Origin of the sequence: Paraburkholderia sp. RAU6.4a, from assembly GCF_050435625.1 — a bacterium.
In the GTDB taxonomy this organism is placed as follows: Bacteria; Pseudomonadota; Gammaproteobacteria; order Burkholderiales; family Burkholderiaceae; genus Paraburkholderia; species Paraburkholderia tuberum.
This window is the reverse complement of sequence record NZ_JBNDKQ010000002.1, coordinates 2,186,733-2,206,535: the sequence shown is the minus strand read 5'-3', so window position 1 is coordinate 2,206,535 and position 19,803 is coordinate 2,186,733. Positions and strand designations below refer to the sequence as shown.

Annotated in this window: 17 protein-coding genes; 8 read left to right on the top strand and 9 right to left on the bottom strand. The window is 64.8% G+C overall.

The window, feature by feature from the left end; translation table 11 throughout:
* Nucleotides 1-50: 50 nt before the first annotated feature.
* Together OKW40_RS14985 and OKW40_RS14980 are read right to left on the bottom strand one after the other, a co-directional pair.
* Nucleotides 51-431 carry a DUF883 family protein gene (locus tag OKW40_RS14985; RefSeq protein WP_090802126.1) on the bottom strand — a complete coding sequence of 127 codons (381 nt, stop codon included), beginning with the start codon at nucleotides 429-431 and terminating at the stop codon, nucleotides 51-53.
* A 367-nt stretch (nucleotides 432-798) separates the two neighbouring features.
* On the bottom strand, nucleotides 799-1,524 hold the full coding sequence (locus tag OKW40_RS14980; RefSeq protein ID WP_429356249.1) for an OmpW/AlkL family protein: 726 nt from the start codon (nucleotides 1,522-1,524) through the stop codon (nucleotides 799-801).
* Nucleotides 1,525-1,713: 189 nt separating this feature from the next.
* Between OKW40_RS14980 and OKW40_RS14975 the strand changes: the two genes are divergently transcribed.
* The 3 genes from OKW40_RS14975 to OKW40_RS14965 all read left to right on the top strand — a co-directional run bounded on the left by OKW40_RS14975 (nucleotide 1,714) and on the right by OKW40_RS14965 (nucleotide 9,052).
* Nucleotides 1,714-2,421 carry a transposase gene (locus OKW40_RS14975; protein ID WP_013090727.1) on the top strand — a complete coding sequence of 236 codons (708 nt, stop codon included), beginning with the start codon at nucleotides 1,714-1,716 and terminating at the stop codon, nucleotides 2,419-2,421.
* Nucleotides 2,422-2,773: 352 nt separating this feature from the next.
* The gene (locus tag OKW40_RS14970; RefSeq protein WP_429490353.1) at nucleotides 2,774-7,477 is read left to right on the top strand and encodes a glutamate synthase-related protein; all 4,704 of its coding nucleotides are present in this window, start codon (nucleotides 2,774-2,776) and stop codon (nucleotides 7,475-7,477) included.
* A 105-nt stretch (nucleotides 7,478-7,582) separates the two neighbouring features.
* Nucleotides 7,583-9,052, top strand: coding sequence for a glutamate synthase subunit beta (locus OKW40_RS14965; RefSeq protein WP_090802122.1), 1,470 nt, complete (start codon nucleotides 7,583-7,585; stop codon nucleotides 9,050-9,052).
* 197 nt (nucleotides 9,053-9,249) lie between these two features.
* Here OKW40_RS14965 and OKW40_RS14960 read toward each other — a convergent pair whose 3' ends face one another.
* Together OKW40_RS14960 and OKW40_RS14955 are read right to left on the bottom strand one after the other, a co-directional pair.
* Nucleotides 9,250-10,515, bottom strand: a complete 1,266-nt coding sequence (locus OKW40_RS14960; RefSeq protein ID WP_429490351.1) for a D-amino acid dehydrogenase — start codon at nucleotides 10,513-10,515, stop codon at nucleotides 9,250-9,252.
* A 27-nt stretch (nucleotides 10,516-10,542) separates the two neighbouring features.
* Nucleotides 10,543-11,802, bottom strand: coding sequence for an MFS transporter (locus tag OKW40_RS14955; RefSeq protein WP_429356246.1), 1,260 nt, complete (start codon nucleotides 11,800-11,802; stop codon nucleotides 10,543-10,545).
* A 353-nt stretch (nucleotides 11,803-12,155) separates the two neighbouring features.
* Here OKW40_RS14955 and OKW40_RS14950 point away from each other — a divergent pair, with 353 nt between their 5' ends.
* A complete protein-coding gene (locus tag OKW40_RS14950) occupies nucleotides 12,156-13,031 on the top strand; it encodes a tyrosine-protein phosphatase (RefSeq protein ID WP_429490349.1) in 876 nt (291 codons plus the stop codon).
* A 192-nt stretch (nucleotides 13,032-13,223) separates the two neighbouring features.
* On the opposite strand, the gene OKW40_RS14945 is transcribed toward OKW40_RS14950, so the two are convergent.
* Together OKW40_RS14945 and OKW40_RS14940 are read right to left on the bottom strand one after the other, a co-directional pair.
* Nucleotides 13,224-14,531 (bottom strand): ATP-binding protein, encoded by a 1,308-nt coding sequence (locus OKW40_RS14945; RefSeq protein WP_429490347.1) that lies wholly within the window; start codon nucleotides 14,529-14,531, stop codon nucleotides 13,224-13,226.
* Entirely contained in the window at nucleotides 14,528-15,268 is a 741-nt protein-coding gene (locus OKW40_RS14940) for a response regulator (protein ID WP_429490345.1), read from the bottom strand. The genes OKW40_RS14945 and OKW40_RS14940 overlap by 4 nt, the downstream gene beginning before the upstream one ends.
* A gap of 392 nt (nucleotides 15,269-15,660) precedes the next feature.
* On the opposite strand from OKW40_RS14940, the gene OKW40_RS14935 reads away from it, so the two are divergent.
* From OKW40_RS14935 to OKW40_RS14920, 4 genes are all read left to right on the top strand, one after another.
* Nucleotides 15,661-15,852: a hypothetical protein gene (locus OKW40_RS14935; RefSeq protein WP_260331864.1), complete on the top strand. Its 192-nt coding sequence runs from the start codon at nucleotides 15,661-15,663 to the stop codon at nucleotides 15,850-15,852.
* Between the two features lie 15 nt (nucleotides 15,853-15,867).
* Nucleotides 15,868-16,065, top strand: coding sequence for a DUF6726 family protein (locus tag OKW40_RS14930; protein WP_184070632.1), 198 nt, complete (start codon nucleotides 15,868-15,870; stop codon nucleotides 16,063-16,065).
* A gap of 3 nt (nucleotides 16,066-16,068) precedes the next feature.
* Nucleotides 16,069-16,782: a hypothetical protein gene (locus OKW40_RS14925; protein WP_187612926.1), complete on the top strand. Its 714-nt coding sequence runs from the start codon at nucleotides 16,069-16,071 to the stop codon at nucleotides 16,780-16,782.
* A 131-nt stretch (nucleotides 16,783-16,913) separates the two neighbouring features.
* Entirely contained in the window at nucleotides 16,914-17,585 is a 672-nt protein-coding gene (locus tag OKW40_RS14920; RefSeq protein WP_429490343.1) for a flagellar basal body L-ring protein FlgH, read from the top strand.
* A gap of 94 nt (nucleotides 17,586-17,679) precedes the next feature.
* On the opposite strand, the gene OKW40_RS14915 is transcribed toward OKW40_RS14920, so the two are convergent.
* The 3 genes from OKW40_RS14915 to OKW40_RS14905 form a co-directional block, all read right to left on the bottom strand.
* On the bottom strand, nucleotides 17,680-18,423 hold the full coding sequence (locus OKW40_RS14915) for a response regulator (protein ID WP_429490341.1): 744 nt from the start codon (nucleotides 18,421-18,423) through the stop codon (nucleotides 17,680-17,682).
* Between the two features lie 101 nt (nucleotides 18,424-18,524).
* Nucleotides 18,525-19,193 carry a hypothetical protein gene (locus OKW40_RS14910; protein ID WP_184065548.1) on the bottom strand — a complete coding sequence of 223 codons (669 nt, stop codon included), beginning with the start codon at nucleotides 19,191-19,193 and terminating at the stop codon, nucleotides 18,525-18,527.
* Nucleotides 19,194-19,257: 64 nt separating this feature from the next.
* The gene (locus tag OKW40_RS14905; RefSeq protein WP_429490339.1) at nucleotides 19,258-19,731 is read right to left on the bottom strand and encodes a hypothetical protein; all 474 of its coding nucleotides are present in this window, start codon (nucleotides 19,729-19,731) and stop codon (nucleotides 19,258-19,260) included.
* Nucleotides 19,732-19,803: the final 72 nt, after the last annotated feature.

Below are 19,803 nucleotides of genomic sequence, written 5' to 3'. Positions count from 1 at the left end.
AGCGGCCGTCGCGCCCCCTTGCCAGCACCGTCAAACCGGGCAAGCCAGTGTCATCGCGAACGGGACGCGAACAGCGCCCCCAGCACCAGCGCAAGCCCGCCGACGATCGCAATCGTCTGCCACGGATTTTCATGCACGTAGTGATCGGCGTCCGAGATCGCGACGCCCGCACGATCGCGCATCGCGTCGCGCGTGTCGTTCAGCCGCTCGCGCGCGGCGTCCAACTGTTTGCGCAGCCTGCCGCGCAGGGCCACGGCGTCGGCCTGCGTGCCGTCGGCCAAGGTCGATTCGAGTTCCGACAGCAGGGTGCGCAACTCGACCGCGATATCTTCGGCCGCGTGGCGGCTGTGGCGAGCGATGCGCCGCGCGCGGCGACTCGCGCTGGTCCAGGATTCGCCGAGGGCGTCTCGCGTATTTGGAAGTGCTGTCATGGTCGCTCCGTCGATGAGTTGAAAGGCCCCGCGCATCGTCGCGCGGACACGCTATGCGTAGACGCAGTATCACGTCGTCGCATAGGAAACGCCATCTAAACGCAACTTCGATGCCAAGCGCTGCATTGCCGGCACCGCTGCACGCGTGCGGCTCGCGACAGGATGGGGCGTGCCCGTATCGTCGCCGGATTTTGCACATGGACGCGCCGAATTCGCGTCAAATTTACAAACGCTGATGCCGGATGACGCTGCCATCCCGATGCAACAGAGACGCCAAATGCAAACGCCGTGATCGGTTCGATGACGGCGTTCCCCAGGTCGCGAAAATTCGACTACCCTAATTCAAGCTACCTGCTCTAGCGAAGCGTTAGAAACGGTAACCGACGTTGACGTAAGTGACGATCGGGTTCAGCTTGATCTTGGTTTGCGATTGCACGGTCAGCGTGCCGACCGGCGTGGCCGATGCCGAACTGAGCTTTGCGGTCGTGCTGAGCGGCAGGTACGAGATCGACACGCCGGCGAACCAATGCTGATTGAAGGCGTACGTGAAGCCCGCATTAAACACGGGTTCCCACGAACTATCCGTCGACACACTGGTCGGACCATGCAGAACGTTGGCTTCGAATGCGCTGTTGGAAATGTGTTCGTCGGTGAACCAGATGCGGCTCACACCGAGACCGAGATACGGGCGGAACGAAGCGGTCGGCGCGTTGAAGTAGTACTTGAACAGCAGCGTCGGGCTCCACTGTTTGGCCTGCCCGAGCTTGCCGAACTGCGCGAAGCTGCCCGTGCCGTACAGATCGAAAGTAGGGGGGACGCCAATGACGAATTCGGTTGCGATATGGTCGGTGACGAAGTAGCCGGCGGTGAAACCGATGGTATCGGCCGAACTCAGCGAGGCGCCGGTGTTGGCTTCGGTGATGTTGGTTGGGCTACCGCCAATGCTGGTCACGGTCAGTGGGTCGCTGCTCGATTGGGGCGCCAGATGGAACCAGCCCGTCGAGAAGTAAATGGTGCCGGCCGATTGTGCGTGCGCTGCCGTGCTCATGCAGGCTAGCACTGCCATCCCCGTTACGGCCTGTTTTAATTTCATATGTGTGCTCCTCCAAAAAAGGCCCGCTCATTATGACTACAACGTTTGAAACAAACCATACGCGGCGGTTAGAGTTTTCTCCCTAAGCACCGCGTGGTTTCTGGCTTGGCCGCATGGCGCCGAACCTCGCGCCCATGCGGCTCTTCGGACCTTCGGGTATATACCAACGCGACTATTGGACACTCCAGCATGGCACGGCTTGCACGTCTTTATGTCCCCGACCAGCCGCAGCACGTCATCCTCCGCGGGCTCGACCAGCAGCCCGCCTTCGTCGACGACCAGGACTACGAGCTTTTCATCGACTGTCTGAAGGCGGCCTCCCGGGACCATCACCTTTCCATCCACGCCTACGCCTTGATGCCGGGCGCCGTGCAACTGCTTGTCACGCCCACCGAGGAGTCGAGCCTGCCCAAGGCGATGCAGGCCGTCGGGCGGCGCTATGTCGCGCACTTCAACCGGCGCTATGCGCGTCGCGGCACCTTGTGGGAAGGCCGTTACCGGGCCACCGTGATCGAGGGTGAGCGCTACTTCCTGCTTGCGAGCCGGGTCGTGGAAATGTGTCCGGTGCGCTTGCAGCTGGTCAACGCGGCCGAGGATTATCGCTGGTCGAGCTACCGTCATCACATCGGCCTCACCCTTGACAGTCTGATCACGGATCACCCCCTTTACTGGTCGCTCGGCAATACGCCGTTCGAGCGACAGCGTGCTTATCGCGAACTGTGCGAGCAGCCGCTCGACGAGCGCGAGGCAAGTCAGCTTCAGCAAGCCACGTTGAAGGGCTGGGTGCTCGGCAGCGACACGTACCGCGAATGGGCGGCGCGCGCCGCCAACCGACGTGTGTCACCCCTACCGCGTGGCCGGCCACGCAAGGTGCGCGAGACGCCGCATACGCAGTGAGGCGGCGGCAGGGCGATACCCCGGCGGCGCCGATAGAGCCGCTTTAAATCCGATTAAAGTGTTTTGCATCAAGGGACTGCATGAAGACGGCACGTCGGATGCCGTTTTCTTTTGCCCCAAATTGATGTGGCACCAATAAAAAATAACCGCACTGCACCAATTTGATAATCGGGGGCTGATCATTAGGTTTTATTTGCTATTTCCTTGATTCGTCGCGTATATTCCGATTTCCGACGCTTTTCGTCCCGCGCAGTCTTGCTGCGAGAAGAGCGCCGTCGTGGTCCCGAAGCGCACTGCGGCAAAAGCACAATGGTTTAACGGCCTGTCCGGCCTCCTCACAGACGGTGTCCCCATGAACGATCATCAGCAACCGATTCACCCGGTTCCCGCCGCCCAAGGTCTGTACGACCCGCAAAACGAGCATGATGCCTGCGGCGTCGGCTTCGTCGCCCATATCAAGGGACACAAGAGTCACGAAATCATCCAGCAGGGCCTGAAGATTCTCGAGAACCTCGATCACCGGGGCGCCGTCGGCGCCGATCCGCTGATGGGCGACGGCGCGGGCATCCTGATCCAGATTCCGGACGGCTTCTATCGCGAAGAGATGGCCCGGCAGGGCGTGACGCTGCCGCCGGCTGGCGAATACGGCGTCGGCATGATTTTCCTGCCGAAGGAGCACGCGTCGCGCATTGCCTGCGAACAGGAGCTCGAGCGCACGGTGAAGGCCGAGGGTCAGGTCGTGCTCGGCTGGCGCGACGTGCCGGTCGACCACGCCATGCCGATCTCGCCGACCGTGAAGGCGAGCGAGCCGCTGATCCGCCAGATCTTTATCGGCCGCGGCAAGGACATCATGGTGACCGACGCGCTCGAGCGGAAGCTGTACATCATCCGCAAGACCGCGAGCCATCGCATCCAGGCGCTGAAGCTCAAGCACGGCAAGGAATACTTCGTGCCGTCGATGTCGGCGCGCACGGTCGTCTACAAGGGTCTGCTGCTGGCGGGCCAGGTCGGCGTGTACTACCGCGATCTGCAGGACGACCGCACCATCTCGGCGCTCGCACTCGTGCACCAGCGCTTCTCGACCAACACGTTCCCGGCGTGGGAACTGGCTCACCCGTACCGCATGATCGCCCACAACGGCGAAATCAACACGGTGAAGGGCAACGTCAACTGGCTGAACGCGCGTACCGGCGCGATCGCCTCGCACGTACTCGGCGACGATCTGCCGAAGCTGTGGCCGCTGATCTATCCGGGCCAATCGGATACGGCATCGTTCGACAACTGTCTCGAACTGCTGGTGATGGCCGGCTACCCGCTCGTCCACGCGATGATGATGATGATTCCGGAAGCCTGGGAACAGCACACGCTGATGGACGAAAATCGCCGCGCGTTCTACGAATACCACGCCGCCATGATGGAGCCGTGGGACGGCCCCGCCGCCATCGCGTTCACCGACGGCCGCCAGATCGGCGCGACGCTCGACCGTAACGGTCTGCGCCCGGCGCGCTACATCGTCACCGACGACGACCTCGTCATCATGGCGTCGGAAGCCGGCACGTTGCCTATTTCCGAGTCGAAGATCGTCAAGAAGTGGCGTCTGCAGCCGGGCAAGATGTTCCTGATCGACATGGAGCACGGCCGCATCATCGACGACAAGGAACTGAAGGACAACCTCGCGAACGCCAAGCCGTACAAGAGCTGGATCGACGCCGTGCGCATCAAGCTCGACGAGATCGAGGCGAAGGCCGAAGACGTCGTGACGGAACGCCGCGAAGCTGCTGCGCTGCTGGATCGCCAGCAGGCGTTCGGCTACACCCAGGAAGACCTGAAGTTCCTGATGGCGCCGATGGCGCAAGCGGGCGAGGAAGCCGTCGGCTCGATGGGCAACGACTCGCCGCTCGCGGTCATGTCCAACAAGAACAAGACGCTCTATCACTACTTCAAGCAGTTGTTCGCGCAGGTCACGAACCCGCCGATCGATCCGATCCGTGAAAACATGGTGATGTCGCTCGTGTCGTTCATCGGCCCGAAGCCGAACCTGCTCGACACGAACAACATCAACCCGCCGATGCGTCTCGAAGTGTCGCAGCCGGTGCTCGACTTCAAGGACATCGCGAAGATCCGCGCGATCGATCAGTACACGGGCGGCAAGTTCAGCTCGTACGAACTGAACATCTGCTATCCGGTCGCCTGGGGCAAGGAAGGCATCGAGGCACGCCTTGCGTCGCTGTGCGCGGAAGCCGTCGATGCGGTCAAGTCCGGCTACAACATGCTGATCGTGTCGGACCGCAAGACCGATCGCGACAACGTCGCGATTCCGGCGCTGCTCGCTACGGCCGCGATCCATACGCACCTCGTGCAGCAGGGTCTGCGCACGAGCACGGGTCTCGTCGTCGAAACCGGTTCGGCGCGTGAAACGCACCACTTCGCGCTGCTCGCGGGCTATGGCGCGGAAGCCGTCCACCCGTACCTCGCGATGGAAACGCTGAGCCAGCTCGCGGGCGGCCTGAAGGGCGACCTGTCGGCGGAGAAGGCGGTCTACAACTTCACGAAGGCAGTCGGCAAGGGTCTGCAGAAGGTCATGTCGAAGATGGGTATTTCGACCTACATGTCGTACACCGGCGCGCAGATTTTCGAAGCGGTCGGTCTCGCCGCGGATCTGGTGTCGAAGTACTTCCACGGCACGTCGTCGAAAGTCGGCGGCATTGGTCTGTTCGACGTCGCGGAAGAAGCGATCCGTTTGCATCGCGAAGCATTCGGCGACAACCCGGTCCTCGCGAACATGCTGGACGCGGGCGGCGAGTACGCGTACCGCGTGCGCGGCGAAGAACACATGTGGACGCCGGATGCGATCGCCAAGCTGCAGCACTCGGCGCGCAGCAACTCGTACCAGACGTACAAGGAATACGCGCATCTGATCAACGATCAGACCAAGCGCCACATGACCTTCCGCGGCCTGTTCGAGTTCAAGTTCGATCCGACCAAGGCGATCCCGCTCGACGAAGTCGAACCGGCGAAGGAAATCGTCAAGCGTTTCGCGACCGGCGCAATGTCGATGGGCTCGATCAGCACCGAAGCGCACGCCACGCTCGCCGTCGCGATGAACCGCATCGGCGGAAAGTCGAACACCGGTGAAGGCGGTGAAGACGCAAACCGTTACCGCAACGAACTGCGCGGCATTCCGATCAAGAACGGCGACACGATGAAGTCCGTGATCGGCGACGAAGTGGTCGTCGACATTGCGTTGAAGGAAGGCGATTCGCTGCGCTCGCGCATCAAGCAGGTCGCGTCGGGCCGCTTCGGCGTGACGGCGGAGTACCTCGTGTCGGCCGACCAGATCCAGATCAAGATGGCGCAGGGCGCGAAGCCGGGCGAAGGCGGTCAGCTGCCGGGTCACAAGGTGTCGGACTACATCGGCAAGCTGCGTTACTCGGTGCCGGGCGTCGGCCTGATTTCGCCGCCGCCGCACCACGACATCTACTCGATCGAAGATCTGGCGCAGCTGATTCACGATCTGAAGAACGTGAACGCGTCGTCGAGCATCTCGGTGAAGCTCGTGTCGGAGTCGGGCGTCGGTACGGTTGCCGCGGGTGTCGCGAAGGCGAAGGCCGACCACGTCGTGATCGCCGGTCATGACGGCGGCACGGGTGCATCGCCGCTGTCGTCGATCAAGCATGCGGGCACGCCGTGGGAACTGGGTCTCGCCGAAACGCAGCAGACGCTGGTGCTGAACCGGCTGCGCGGCCGTATCCGCGTGCAGGCCGACGGTCAGATGAAGACCGGCCGCGACGTCGTGATCGGCGCGCTGCTCGGCGCTGACGAGTTCGGCTTCGCGACGGCGCCGCTCGTCGTCGAAGGCTGCATCATGATGCGCAAGTGCCATCTGAACACGTGCCCGGTCGGCGTCGCGACGCAAGATCCGGTGCTGCGTGCGAAGTTCCAGGGCCAGCCGGAACACGTCGTGAACTTCTTCTTCTTCATTGCGGAAGAGGCGCGCGAAATCATGGCGCAACTCGGTATCCGCAGGTTCGACGACCTGATCGGTCGCGCGGAACTGCTCGACACGAAGAAGGGTATCGAGCACTGGAAGGCGAAGGGCCTCGACTTCTCGCGTGTGTTCTACCAGCCGCAAGTGCCGGCTGAAGTCGCGCGCAAGCACGTCGACGTGCAGGATCACGGCCTCGACCGCGCGCTCGACCACACGCTGATCGAGAAGGCGAAGGCCGCGATCGAGAAAGGCGAGCACGTGTCGTTCATCCAGCCGGTGCGCAACGTGAACCGCACGGTCGGCGCGATGCTGTCGGGCACGATCGCGAAGAAGTACGGCCACGAAGGACTCGCGGACGACGCGATCCACATCCAGTTGAAGGGCACTGCGGGTCAGAGCTTCGGCGCGTTCCTCGCGAAGGGCATCACGCTGGATCTGGTCGGCGACGGCAACGACTACGTGGGCAAGGGCCTGTCGGGCGGCCGCATCATCATCCGTCCGACCAACGATTTCCGCGGCAAGTCGGAAGAGAACATCATCTGCGGCAACACGGTGATGTACGGCGCGATCGAAGGCGAAGCCTTCTTCCGCGGCGTGGCCGGCGAGCGATTCTGCGTGCGTAACTCGGGCGCGACGGCGGTCGTCGAAGGCACGGGCGACCACGGTTGCGAATACATGACGGGCGGCACGGTCGTCGTGCTCGGAGAGACGGGCCGTAACTTCGCGGCCGGCATGTCGGGCGGCATCGCGTACGTGTTCGATCCGGACGGCATGTTCGCGAGCAAGTGCAACAAGTCGATGGTCGCGCTCGAACCGGTTCTGCAACAGGCCGAACAGGAGCGCACGGTCGATCAGGGCGTGTGGCATCGCGGCACGACCGACGAAGCGCTGCTGAAGGGGCTCATCGAGCGTCACTTCCAGTTCACGGGCTCGCCGCGCGCGAAGGCGCTGCTCGAAAACTGGGACGCGGCACGCCGTCAGTTCGTGAAGGTGTTCCCGACCGAATACAAGCGCGCGCTCGGCGAACTCGCCGCAAAGAAGGCGAACAGCGAAGTGCTCGCCGCCTGAGCTGCCTTCACGGAAGTCAACTTTAGACGTACCCGCCGCGTTCCGACCAATCGACGCGTGGCGGGTCCAGATTACCCCCTAGATACAGATAGAGAAGAGAACCACATGGGCAAGGCAACCGGTTTTCTCGAGTTCGAACGTCGCCACGAGACGTACGAGGCTCCGCTCACGCGTGTGAAGCACTACAAGGAATTCGTCGCGGCACTGACCGACGACGAAGCGAAGATTCAAGGCGCGCGTTGCATGGACTGCGGCATTCCGTTCTGCAACAGCGGCTGCCCGGTCAACAATATCATCCCGGACTTCAACGACCTGGTGTTCCGTCAGGACTGGAAGAACGCGATCGAAGTGCTGCATTCGACCAACAACTTCCCCGAGTTCACGGGCCGTATCTGCCCGGCACCGTGCGAAGCGGCGTGCACGCTCGGCATCAACGACGACCCGGTCGGCATCAAGTCGATCGAGCACGCGATCATCGACAAAGCCTGGACCGAAGGCTGGGTCGCGCCGCAAACGCCGAAGCACAAGACCGGCAAGAAGGTCGCCGTGGTCGGCTCGGGCCCCGCGGGTCTCGCGGCCGCGCAGCAGCTCGCGCGCGCCGGTCATGACGTGACCGTGTTCGAGAAGAACGACCGGATCGGCGGCCTGCTGCGTTATGGCATCCCCGACTTCAAACTGGAGAAGTGGCAGATCGACCGCCGCATGCGCCAGATGGAAGGCGAAGGCGTGACGTTCCGCACCAACGTGTTCATCGGCAAGCCGGACTCGCTGCCGGCGCACATCGGCAACACGGCGAAGGAAACCATCACGCCGGCCGAGCTGAACGAACAGTTCGACGCGGTCGTGATCGCCGGTGGTTCCGAAATGCCGCGCGATCTGCCGGTGCCGGGCCGCGAGCTCGAAGGCGTGTACTACGCGATGGAATTCCTGCCGCAGCAGAACAAGGTCAACGCCGGCGACAAAGTGCCGAACCAGCTCGTCGCGAAGGGCAAGCACGTCGTCGTGATCGGCGGCGGCGATACCGGTTCCGACTGCGTGGGCACGTCGAACCGTCATGGCGCGAAGAGCGTCACGCAGTTCGAACTGCTGCCGCAGCCGCCGGAAGAAGAGAACAAGCCGCTCGTATGGCCGTACTGGCCGATCAAGCTGCGCACGTCGTCGTCGCATGAGGAAGGCTGCGAGCGCGACTGGGCGGTCGCGACCAAGCGTCTCGAAGGCAAGAACGGCAAGGTCGAGAAGCTGATCGCCGCGCGCGTCGAATGGAAGGACGGCAAGATGGTCGAAGTGCCGAACTCCGAATTCGAAATGAAGGCCGACCTCGTGCTGCTCGCGATGGGCTTCACGCAGCCGGTGTCGCCGGTGCTCGAAGCGTTCGGCGTCGACAAGGATGCGCGCGGCAACGTGCGCGCCACGACCGAGGGCGACAAGGCGTACTACACGTCGGTGAACAAGGTGTTCACGGCAGGCGACATGCGCCGTGGCCAGTCGCTCGTGGTGTGGGCGATTCGCGAAGGCCGTCAGTGCGCACGTTCGGTCGATGCGTTCCTGATGGGGCATTCGGAACTGCCGCGTTAAGCGTCTTCAGCCGGTGTGCGTGCCTGGCGTTCCAGGCCGCGCGCGCCGGCCACGATTTGCAGGAAGACGTGGAGACGGCAAGGCGCCCCATGAAGGGCACCTGTAGCGGGAAAGCAATGCAGTAAAAAAGAAACCGGGCTCGCCTGAAAGGGGGAGCCCGGTTTTCTTTTATCTCGTCGCGGTGCGTTATGTCCGCCTCATTGGCGATAGCGCGCGAGCGTCAGACCGTCGAGATCGATCTCCGGTTTGCGCTGCGCGATCAGATCCGCGACCACGCGCGCCGAGCCCATCGACATCGCCCAGCCCGTCGAGCCGTGCCCGAGGTTCAGCCATAAGTTGTCGATGTTGCACGGGCCGAGCAGCGGCGCGCCATCGGGCGTCATCGGCCGGTGGCCGACCCAGAAGTGCGCGGAAGTCGGATTGGCCGCGTGCGGAAACCAGTCGCGCAGCACCGTGAGCAGCGTTTGCAGCGCCTGCTCGCGCAACGTCGTCTGGCGATTGCCGAGCTCCGCCGTACCCGCGATGCGCAGGTTGTTGCCGAAGCGCGTGATCGCCGTCTTCAGCGATTCGTCCATCAGTGCCGCCCGTGGCGCTTTTTCCTCGTCGGTCACAGGCAGCGTGGCCGAATAGCCCTTCACCGGATAGAGCGGCACCTTCACGCCGAGCGGCGCGAGCAGCGCCGCGCTATCGACGCCGAGCGCGACGACCACCGCGTCGGCCGGCAGCGTCTGCGCGCCCTGCTCGCTTTGAATACGCACGCCGCGCACCGTCGCTCCCTCGACATCGAGCGACGTGACGCGCGTGTCGAAGCGAAAGCTCACGCCATTGCGTTCACAGATCGCGCGCAGTTCGCGGGTGAAGCGCGCGCAGTCGCCGGCTTCGTCGTCGGGCAGATAGAGGCCCGAGAACGGCGCCTGACGCGCCCAGCGCAGACCGGGCTCGATCTCCGCGCACTGCGCGGCGCTGACTTCCCGATGCACGATGCCCGCATCGCGCAGCACCGCGAGCGCCGGCTGCGCGAGTTCGACGTCGTACTCGCTGCGAAACAGTTGCAGATAGCCCTGGCTGCGGCCGTAGTCGAACGGATGACGGCCGCGGAATTCGTGCAGGCAAGCGCGGCTGTAGTACGCGATGCGCTGCATACGCTGCTTGTTCACGCGAAAGCGGTCGAGGTCGCACTCGCGCAGCCAGCGCGCGATCCAGCGCCATTGGGCCGGATCGAGCGTCGGCCGGAAGATCAGCGGCGAGGCCGGCTTGAACAGGTACTTGAGGATTTTCGCCGGCATGCCGGGCGCGGCCCATGGCGTCACGTAGCCCGGCGCGATCACGCCGGCGTTGCCGAAACTCGTGGACAGGGCGACGTCGGGTTCGCGCTCGATCACCGTCACGTCGCAGCCTTGCTGGCACAGATAAAAAGCAGTGGCGACGCCGATGACGCCGCCGCCGAGTACGATCGTTTTCATGATTGGGAACTGCGGTGTCAGACGATCTCAAGCGGCGGAGCCGGCCGCCCCTAGCACCTTGCCCTTCGTTTCCGGCAGGCACAACGCGGCGACGATCACGAGCAGATACCCCGCGCCCGCGACGATGCCCATCGCCTTCACGAGCGTCATTGTCTGCGCGAAGGTGCCGACGAGTATCGGAAAGAACGAGCCGAGCCCGCGCCCGAGGTTGTAGCAGAAGCCTTGCCCCGAGCCGCGGATTTCGTTCGGATACAGCTCCGACAGATACGCGCCGATGCCCGCGAAAATCCCCTGCACGACGATGCCGAGCGGGAAGCCGAGCGCGAGCATCATCGTGTCGGTGATCGGCAGCATCGTGTAGACCATGCCGAGCACGAACGAGCCGACCGCGAACAGCACGAACGACGCGCGCCGGCCGATCCTGTCGCACAGAATCGCGCCGACGATATAGCCGGCGAACGAACCGACGATCAGCACGATCAGATAGCCGCTCGTATTGAACACCGACAGATGGCGCTCGGTCTTCAGATAAGTGGGCAGCCACGTCGTGATCGCGTAGTAGCCGCCGAGCATGCCGGTGCACAGCGCGCTGCCGAGCACAGTTGTCTTCAGATGCGCGGCCGAGAAGATCTGCATGAAGTGCGACGTGTTGATGCCGCTTTCGCGCGCGCGACGCGTCGCGACAAAGATCTCGGGGTCGCTGACGTTGCGGCGGATATAGATGATCCATGCGGCGGGCAGAAGGCCAACCCAGAAACACGCGCGCCACGCGTACTGCTCGGGCAGCAGCGCGAAAGCCGCCCAGTAGACGATCGCCGCGGCCGCCCAGCCGAACGACCAGCTGCTCTGCACGGTGCCGACCGCCTTTGCGCGATGCTGTGGAGAGCGGATCGTCTCGGCCATCATGATCGTCACGACCGACCACTCACCGCCGAAGCCGATGCCCTGCAGCGTACGCGTGGCGAGCAACTGCCAGAACGACTGCGTGAAGCCAGACAGGAACGTGAAGATCGCGAAGGTGGCGATCGTCCATTGCAATACACGGATGCGCCCGTGGCGATCGGCAAGAATGCCGGCGAGCCAGCCGCCGATCGCCGACGAAATCAGCGAGCTGGTGGCGATCATGCCTGCTTCGCTTTTGCTCATGCCCCACGTCGCGATCAGCGTCGGGATGAGGAACGAGTAGATCATGAAGTCGAACGCGTCGACCGCGTATCCGCCGAAACCGGCGAATAGCGTGCGACGCTCGCGCGGGGTCAGCTCGGTGAACCATTGGAGAGAAGACATGTTTTGTTGTGGTCTCCAGGTTTCTTGTGCCTGCGGGGGCCGGATGGGAGGGTGTATGTATTCTACGGGGATGCGGCGTCGTGAGGCCACTTGGGGTCAAAAAGGGCGTGCTCGCGGTAACGGCCGATAAGGCACCGCAAGGGAACGGAAATCAGTGGGCCAACCGTCCCTCTTTTTTCTTACTAACCCCTACGATGTAACGCAAAACTTATTGGTCAACGTTAAACTGCGTCTGCAGCCCCGGCTGCCCCACGCAATCCTCCTATACACCTGTCGCCCCGATGTCCGTTACCGCGAAAAACCGTTCGCCTTTCCGCGCCTTTGCGAGCACGACCGTGCCCGTGGAGCGCGGCATGCCCGGCGAAGCGTCGGCGGCGCGGCGACGCTTTCTGAGGGGCTCGGCCGGTGCGATGCTGGCCGCGGGTTTCGGCAGCACGCTGCTGTCCGCCTGCGGCGGTAGTCTCGAAGCCGATCAGCCGGCTACGCCGCGGCTCGTGTCGGTCAGCAACTTCCGCGATGTCGGCGGCGCGGGTGCCGGCTACCTGACCGTCGACGGCAAACAGATGCGGCGCGGCGTGTTCTATCGCGCGAACGCGCTGACGCTGAGCGGCACCGACACGGCGACGCTCGACAAGCTCGGTATCGTGTCGGTCTACGACCTGCGCACGCCCGCCGAAATCGCACGCACCGCCGACGTGCTGCCGATCGGCGCGACATCCTCGACGCTGAACGTGCTCGGCACGAACGACTTCGTCGCGCCCCCGGTCGATTCTCCCGTCGACGCCGTCGCGTTCATGCAGGCGCAGGCGCGCGCGTATGTGACGGGCGGCCCGCAGCGAGCCGCCTATGGCGCGCTGCTCGGCGCGCTCGCCGACGGCACGGGCGTGCAGCTATTCCACTCGAACGCGGGCAAGGATCGCGCGGGCTGGGTCGCGGCGCTGCTGCTCAGCATCGCCAACGTTCCGCTCGACGTGATCATGCAGGACTACCTGCTCAGCAACGTCTATCTCGCGCCATCGATCGCCGCGCAAACCACCACGCTGCGCGCGCAGGAAGGCGCGGCCATCGCGACGGCGAGAGCGCCGTTGCTCGACGTCGACGAGAATTATCTGCAGGCGGGCTTCGACCAGGTGCAGGCGAGCTACGGCACGATGGCGAGCTACCTGACGCAAGGCCTCGGTCTTTCCACGGCGACGGTCGACGCGCTGCGCAATCGGCTCGTGCATTGACGCGCTTCGCTGGCGCGCTTTGGTGGCCTTCCTTACAGCGCAAAAAAAAAGTCCGCCGCAGAGGTGCGGGCGGACCGGGAAGGGCTGCATCAAGGTTGCCGGGGGCGACTATAAGGCCGCAACCCGCGCGACAGTCGATGCGGTAAGGGCAGGTAAGTGTCCGGTCCGCGCCGCGTTTGCCTGCGAGCATCCTTACGACAGCGCCGGGTCCACCGGCAATTCGATCCGCACTTCGAGCCCCCCCTGCGCGTGATTGCGCACGAGGCAGCGTCCACCGCGATCGTGCGCGAGCCGCGCGACGATCGCGAGACCGAGCCCGCAATGGCCTTCGCCGCCGCGCGCGGCGTCGAGCCGCACGAACGGCTTCATCGCCGCGGCAATGCGGTCGTCGGGAATGCCGGCGCCGTGGTCGCGCACGCTGATCGTCCAATGACGGTCGTTGCACGCGGTCGAGATTTCCACCGGCGGCATGCCGTGTTCGAGCGCGTTGTCGACGAGGTTCGTCACGAGCCGGTCGAGCAGCGTGCGCGGCAGCGTGAACGAGGGGCCGGCGCGCAGATCGAGCCCGAACAGCGGGGTTTCGGCGGGGTCCGCCGCTTCGGCGGTTTCAGCGGCCTCCGCGTAATCGCCCGAGGAAAACTGCTCGCGCAAGAACTCGTCGACTTCGACGGGCGGTCCGGCGTCCGCCGATTGGCCCGCGAATTCGAGGAACTGCTGGACGATGTTGGTCAGGGAATCGACGTCGCGGATCAGGCCCGCGCGCTCGTTTTCGTCGACCAGCACGCTTGCGCGCAGCTTCAGGCGCGTGAGCGGCGCCTTCAGATCGTGCGCGACGCCGGCGAGCATCACCGCCTGGTCGTCGCCGGCTTCGTTCAGGCGCCGCATCATGTCGTTGAATGAGCCGATCAGCTCACGCAGCTCGCGCGGGCCCTGCACCGGCACGGGTTGGGGCCGGCCGCCCGAGCCGAACGCGCGCGACGCATCGGCCACGCGCGACAACGGCCGTTGCATCTGCCACACCGCGAACAACGACAGGATCAGCCCGGCGACCAGCATCGACACCGATTCGATCAGAAAGCGCGGCGGCGGCGGCAGGTCGACCGGCACGACGACCCAGTTCGACTTGCCCGGGACCAGCACCCACAGTTGCGGCGGACGCAGATCGTCAACGGCGATCTGCGTGCCGGCCGGCAGGTTCTCACGCAGGTGCCGGCTCAGTTCGACCACCATATGCTCGTGCGGCTCGCGCAGATGCACGCTGGTCGGCATGTTCCAGGTGGGCACCAGATGCACGCGCATCGCCGGCGCGAGCGCGGCGCCCTTGATCGGCTCGCCGTTGATCGCCTGCAGCACGAGCAGAATGCCGCGCGCGAAGCCGTCGATTTCATGGCGCGGCGGCTGCATCGTCACCAGCACGAACCAGCTCGCCTGAATCGCGAACAGCACCGCCGCCGACAGCAACGCCATTCTGCCGAACAGCGTGTTCAGCGGATTTCTCATGCGCTCGGGGCGGCCCCGTCCTCGAAGGGTGTGCCGTTGGCGTCGGGCACGAACACGTAGCCCTTGCCGCGCACCGTTTGCACGTGGCACGGGTTCGACGGATCGTCCTCGATCACGCGGCGCAGGCGCCAGATCGGTACGTCGAGGCTACGGTCGCGGAACGCGAGGTTGTCGCGATGCACGAGATCGTGAATCAGCACGCGCGACAGCACCTTGTACGGATTGTTGACGAAGATCTTCAGCAGCGCGAATTCGCTGTCGCGCAGCGGCAGCTTGGCGTCGTCGCGGCTCAGCGAGCGCGTGGCGAAGTCCAGTTCGAATGGACCGAAGCGGTAGCGCTTGCGTGCTTCGGGCGCGCTCGTGGTGGACGGCCCGCGCCGGCGCAACACGGTCTGGATCCGCACGAGCAGTTCGCGCGGATCGAACGGCTTGGTCAGATAGTCGTCCGCGCCGAGCGACAGGCCGACGATGCGGTCGGCCACCGTGCCGCGCGCGGTCACGAAGATCACCGGGATGTCGTCGCCGGCGGCGCGCAACGCGGTGAGCGCGCGCAGGCCGTCGGTGTTCGGCATCATGATGTCGAGCACGACGACCGACGGCCGCTCACGCTCGAGACGACGCTGCAAATGGGTGCCGTCATGCAGCACGGACGCATCGAAGCCGTTCGACTGCAGAAACTTGCAAAGCAGATCGCGTACGACCGGATCGTCGTCGACGATAAGGACCTGTGGATTCATGGCGAAATTCTAGACTGGCCCGCCCGACGCGCGACCGGGCATTTCCTTACCAACGCTTACTGTGCGCCGCTCGGTGCTGGCGGGCTCGCGCCGGGGCGGATCAGCGAAGGTGCAGCGCTTACTTTAGCACTGCCTGATCCGGCTCTGCGCGACGACAGGCACGCGATGACAACAGTTGGCAAGCACTCGAAAGCCCTCGCAAGCCCACGGAACGGATCGTAACAACCGCGCGAAAGCGTGCTTTGCTTCGCCCATCGTCGGCACCCGCGCGGCGCGATGATTGGTTCCGCAGCAAGTCGCGCCGCACGCCGAACGAGGCCCGCTGCCTCGGACGACGGCGCGCGGCGTTCAACCGACACCGGTGCGCAATGCGCACCTTCGCGAGGTCCATCATGACGATCCACAATACGCTCAGTTCCACGCCTTTCTCCTCGCTGGCGAATAAGCCGGCCACGGAGAAATCCGCCAGTTCAAACTCCACGGGCGCAGCGGCGAAATCGCAGCAGAGCGCCGGGCTCGGGAAGCCTGCACTGCCTGCGCCGGGCACGGGGCTCATCGGCCATCTGCTCAACACGACTGCGTGAATCGGCGAGGTCCGCGTGCCGTTATCCAGAACTACTGAGCAGCGGCGGCGCGCCGTGGCGTGGCTCGTTGCCGGCGCGCTGCTGTTGCCGCTCGGCGGCTGCGGCGCCGCGGCGCTGCCGTGCCGGGTCACGGCGGCGACCCTGAAAGTGCTGCCGGTCGTCGGCCATGCGGCGGCGACGCCTTTCGACATGTGCGCTTCCGCGATCGATTGAATCATGACGCTCACCCGGATGGTTGGTGCACTGATGCTGCTCGGCGGCGTGCTGTCGTGCGCCGCGCATGCACAGCTCGTCGCGCGCAGTGCGAAGGCGGCCAGCGCGGCATCGAATAGCGTCGTCACCGACACGCGGCGGCGCTCGCCGGACGCGCCGTTTTCGTTTCGCGGCGTCGCGCTCGGCATCACGATCGACGAATTCCGTGCGGGCTCGACCGTGCGCGCGACGCCGGTCGGCAGCGTGCCGATCTGCGAGACGGACGTGCAGGCCGGAGCGCTCGGCATGCGGCTGAAGTCGCACGATAGCCTGAGCGTCGCATGCCGCTGGGCGCATCGCGATGATGAACGCTGGGCGGTGTCGCAGGCCGTGGTCGATGGTGCGCCGGCGCTCGAACACGTGATGCGCTTCGCGCGCATCGACGGGCAGGGCGCGCTGCGTCTCTACGAGATGTCGTTCGTGATCGACGAGCTGACCGCGGAGGATCTGCGCGACGCGCTCGAGGATCGTTACGGGCCACCGCGTCTCGCGACCCGCAACGCGGCGGCGCCGGGCGCGATGCCGATGTACGTATGGGAGAACGCGGTGAGTTCGATCACGCTGTGCTTTCTGCCCGGCAGCCGCAACGGCACGCTCACGTATCTGCTGAAGGGCTCGGATGCGTGGATGAAAGCGGTCGTGCGGCAGTGGCAGGCGAGCGGCGCCGACGCGGGCTGACGCGGGCTGACGCGGGCTGACGTTTGCCAGGCAACCCTGATTACCGGTGCGATCCCAACGCCGAAACCGGGCGGTGTCCGGATAGGCCGCCTCACTTCGACTCCTTTCATCCTTTCCGCCACGGAGCCAGCATGACCGCGCTACGTCTCACCCTCGTGCTCGGCGCCGCGAGCTGTCTCGCGGCCTGTTCGAGCGCGCAGACCAGGTCGATCGTCGAAACGCCGATGGCGCCGCCGCTCGCGTCCGCGCCGTTGAACGTCAACACGCAAGGCGCGATCTATCAGGCCGGCGCGCCGCTGCTGCTGTATGAGACGCCGCGCGCGCAGCACGTCGGCGACGTGCTGACGATCCGGCTGTCGGAATCGTATAGCGGCAACAACAGCGCGAGCGCGTCGGCGAACCGCACGAGCAGCATCACCGCGACTGCCGCGGATCAATCGACGAATGCCGCCGCGCGACTCGCCAAACTATTCAACATCGGCTCTGCCAGCACCGACTACAAAGGGCAGGGCAATCTGAGCGACATTAGCGACATGACGGGCACGCTAGCCGTGACCGTGATCGGCACGGTGTCGGGCGGCAATCTCGTCGTATCAGGCGAGAAGGTGATCGCGATGAGCGGGACCCGCGACCGTCTTCGACTCTCGGGCATCGTCAATCCCAAGGACATCGAAGCAGGCAATTACGTCGCGTCGAGCAAGGTCGCGAACGCGCGCATCGAGCAGGCGGGCCTCGGCATGATCAACGATGCGACGACGATGGGCTGGCTGCAGAGGATGTTTCTGAGTGTGCTGACGTTTTGACCGTCAGCCGGGTCAGCGCGGTGCGCGCGACACCGCGCTGCGCGTTACGTGCGACGCGTGGGCCGCATCAACCGGCTTCGACCATCCGGCGCCGCTAACCGAGCGGCGGCGCAAGCCCGCGTTCGGCCGCGCCGATCTCGCCGTCCGGCACGAACACGTAGCCGTGTCCCCACACCGTCTGCACGTAGCGCGGTTCCGACGGGTCCACTTCGATCAATCGACGCAAGCGCCAGATCGATACGTCGAGACTGCGATTGCGATGCGCTTCGCTATTGCCGTGCAGTTTTTCGAGCAGCTGCGCACGCGTGAGCACGGTCATCGCGTGCGTGACGAACACCTTCAGCATCGCGAATTCGCTCGAACGCAGCGTGATGCGTTCGCCGTCGCGGCGCAGTTCGCGCGCGGGGAAGTTCACTTCGAAGCGGCCGAAATGATAGGGCGCGCGCTGTTCGGGCGCGCCCGGCGCGATCGAGCCGCGACGCCGCAGCACGGTGCGAATCCGCGCGACGAGTTCGCTCGGTTCGAAAGGCTTGCCGAGATAATCGTCGGCGCCGAGTTCGAGGCCGATCACGCGATCGATCGGATCGGCGCGCGCGGTCAGCAGGATCACGGGAATGTCGTCGCCGGCGACACGCAAGGCGCGCAGCGCGCTGATGCCGTCGAGCTCCGGCATCATGATGTCGAGCACGACGAGCGCGGGACGCTCCTGCTGCAATCTGCGCTGCAACGCCAAGCCATTTTCCAGCATGGCGACCTTGAAGCCGCGGCCGTGCAGATATTCGCAGACGAGCTCGCGTACGACGGGATCGTCATCGACGATCAGGATGGTCTGGTTCATTCAGGTCATCTTAGTGATGCGCACGGGCCGCGCAAAGCGTATACCGCTTTCCAATCCTTTCCCGTGTAAGGCGCTGCAAGCGAAAGCAAAGCCGCGAGCACTCAGTGGGGCGGCGGGAAGGCCTGCGAGGTTTGCAGGGTCTGCTGTTGCTGCGCTTGACGCGGGAAATCGGTCCGATCGACCACCATCCGCTCGATCAGCCCGCCGAGCTTGACCGAGGCCGACGAAAAACGGTCGGTGTTCAGGCCGCCGGTCTGATAGCGCGCGGTGACCAGAATGCGGCCGCTCTGGATCAGCGTCAGATCGATGATCGACAGGTACTGGATCGATTCGTCGCTGAACGAGCGGCGGCCATAGTCGATCGCGGCGTCGTAGACGAGCCGCGCTTCGCAGCCGGCCGGCGAGGTGCCCGGATTGTAGACGTCCGAACGAATACCGCGCCGCTCGAGCGCGAGCTGCAGCGCCGGCACGAAATCGCCGACCGACACCGTCGGGTTCACTTCGATGCAGAGGTGCCGCAAATCCGCGGGCCGCCCGTTGACGAAGGTCGGCGACGAGTAGTTCGACGCGATCGCGTAGCCGGCCTGGATGACCGAGCCGGTGGCGTCGGCGGCCTGGATCAGCGTCCAGGCGCAGCCGTCGAGCGCGAGCGTCAGCGTCGCGGCGAAGGCGGCGAGGGCGCAACGACGCCGGCATATCAGCGAGGCGACCAGACCCAGGCGCGAATGCCTGGTTGCCGCTGGCGCGCGCACGGTCGGCGACGAGGTCATGAGGCAGCGCCCGATCCCGGTCACGAAATGCGATGGAGCATCAAAAGCAGCGACGGCCGCGCGCTCAGCGCGTCACGCGCAGTCGCAGTTCGTTCTGACCTTGCACGCTCGCGGTGACGTTCACGCGACGGGCGTCGGTGGTCACGACGAAATGCTGGCGCACGGGTGTGTTGACGTCGTGCACGACGCGCGGAAAGCAGGCGGCGATGTCGGCGCCGAGTTCTTCAAGCGGATCGTTGATGACGCCGTCGGCTTGCCAGTGCGCGCGCCAGTGGCAGTCGTACGCGTGCGGGCTGGCGCGGCAATCGTCCGTATTGGAGACGCCCGGCAGTTGCGCGGCGGTCTCGTTTGGCAGTCGCCGGAAATCGCTCGCATCGACGATGTGCGTGAGCGCCGCGCAGATATCGGCGGGTTGGTTCGGCTCGGTCGTTTGCGCGGCATCGACGGCGTTCGTGAGCAGCAGCGCCGCGCCGCAGGCGAGCGCGATGCGCGGGAGCAAAGACAGGAGCAAAGGTGAAACACGGCGAGCGAATGACATGGGCGAGGAGTCCGAAGAGCGGTTGCGATGAAAGACGTGACTGACATCAACGACGGCCGGCGCATGGCGCGG

What these genes read in the sequence shown, in the direction of transcription:
- OKW40_RS14950 (WP_429490349.1), top strand. Translation starts at nt 12,156, where the DNA reads ATGCCCGGCGAAGCGTCGGCGGCGCGGCGACGCTTTCTGAGGGGCTCG.
- OKW40_RS14980 (WP_429356249.1), bottom strand. Translation starts at nt 1,524, where the DNA reads ATGAAATTAAAACAGGCCGTAACGGGGATGGCAGTGCTAGCCTGCATG.
- OKW40_RS14910 (WP_184065548.1), bottom strand. Translation starts at nt 19,193, where the DNA reads ATGACCTCGTCGCCGACCGTGCGCGCGCCAGCGGCAACCAGGCATTCG.
- OKW40_RS14920 (WP_429490343.1), top strand. Translation starts at nt 16,914, where the DNA reads ATGACCGCGCTACGTCTCACCCTCGTGCTCGGCGCCGCGAGCTGTCTC.
- OKW40_RS14970 (WP_429490353.1), top strand. Translation starts at nt 2,774, where the DNA reads ATGAACGATCATCAGCAACCGATTCACCCGGTTCCCGCCGCCCAAGGT.
- OKW40_RS14975 (WP_013090727.1), top strand. Translation starts at nt 1,714, where the DNA reads ATGGCACGGCTTGCACGTCTTTATGTCCCCGACCAGCCGCAGCACGTC.
- OKW40_RS14935 (WP_260331864.1), top strand. Translation starts at nt 15,661, where the DNA reads ATGACGATCCACAATACGCTCAGTTCCACGCCTTTCTCCTCGCTGGCG.
- OKW40_RS14965 (WP_090802122.1), top strand. Translation starts at nt 7,583, where the DNA reads ATGGGCAAGGCAACCGGTTTTCTCGAGTTCGAACGTCGCCACGAGACG.
- OKW40_RS14940 (WP_429490345.1), bottom strand. Translation starts at nt 15,268, where the DNA reads ATGAATCCACAGGTCCTTATCGTCGACGACGATCCGGTCGTACGCGAT.
- OKW40_RS14915 (WP_429490341.1), bottom strand. Translation starts at nt 18,423, where the DNA reads ATGAACCAGACCATCCTGATCGTCGATGACGATCCCGTCGTACGCGAG.
- OKW40_RS14955 (WP_429356246.1), bottom strand. Translation starts at nt 11,802, where the DNA reads ATGTCTTCTCTCCAATGGTTCACCGAGCTGACCCCGCGCGAGCGTCGC.
- OKW40_RS14960 (WP_429490351.1), bottom strand. Translation starts at nt 10,515, where the DNA reads ATGAAAACGATCGTACTCGGCGGCGGCGTCATCGGCGTCGCCACTGCT.
- OKW40_RS14925 (WP_187612926.1), top strand. Translation starts at nt 16,069, where the DNA reads ATGACGCTCACCCGGATGGTTGGTGCACTGATGCTGCTCGGCGGCGTG.
- OKW40_RS14985 (WP_090802126.1), bottom strand. Translation starts at nt 431, where the DNA reads ATGACAGCACTTCCAAATACGCGAGACGCCCTCGGCGAATCCTGGACC.
- OKW40_RS14905 (WP_429490339.1), bottom strand. Translation starts at nt 19,731, where the DNA reads ATGTCATTCGCTCGCCGTGTTTCACCTTTGCTCCTGTCTTTGCTCCCG.
- OKW40_RS14945 (WP_429490347.1), bottom strand. Translation starts at nt 14,531, where the DNA reads ATGAGAAATCCGCTGAACACGCTGTTCGGCAGAATGGCGTTGCTGTCG.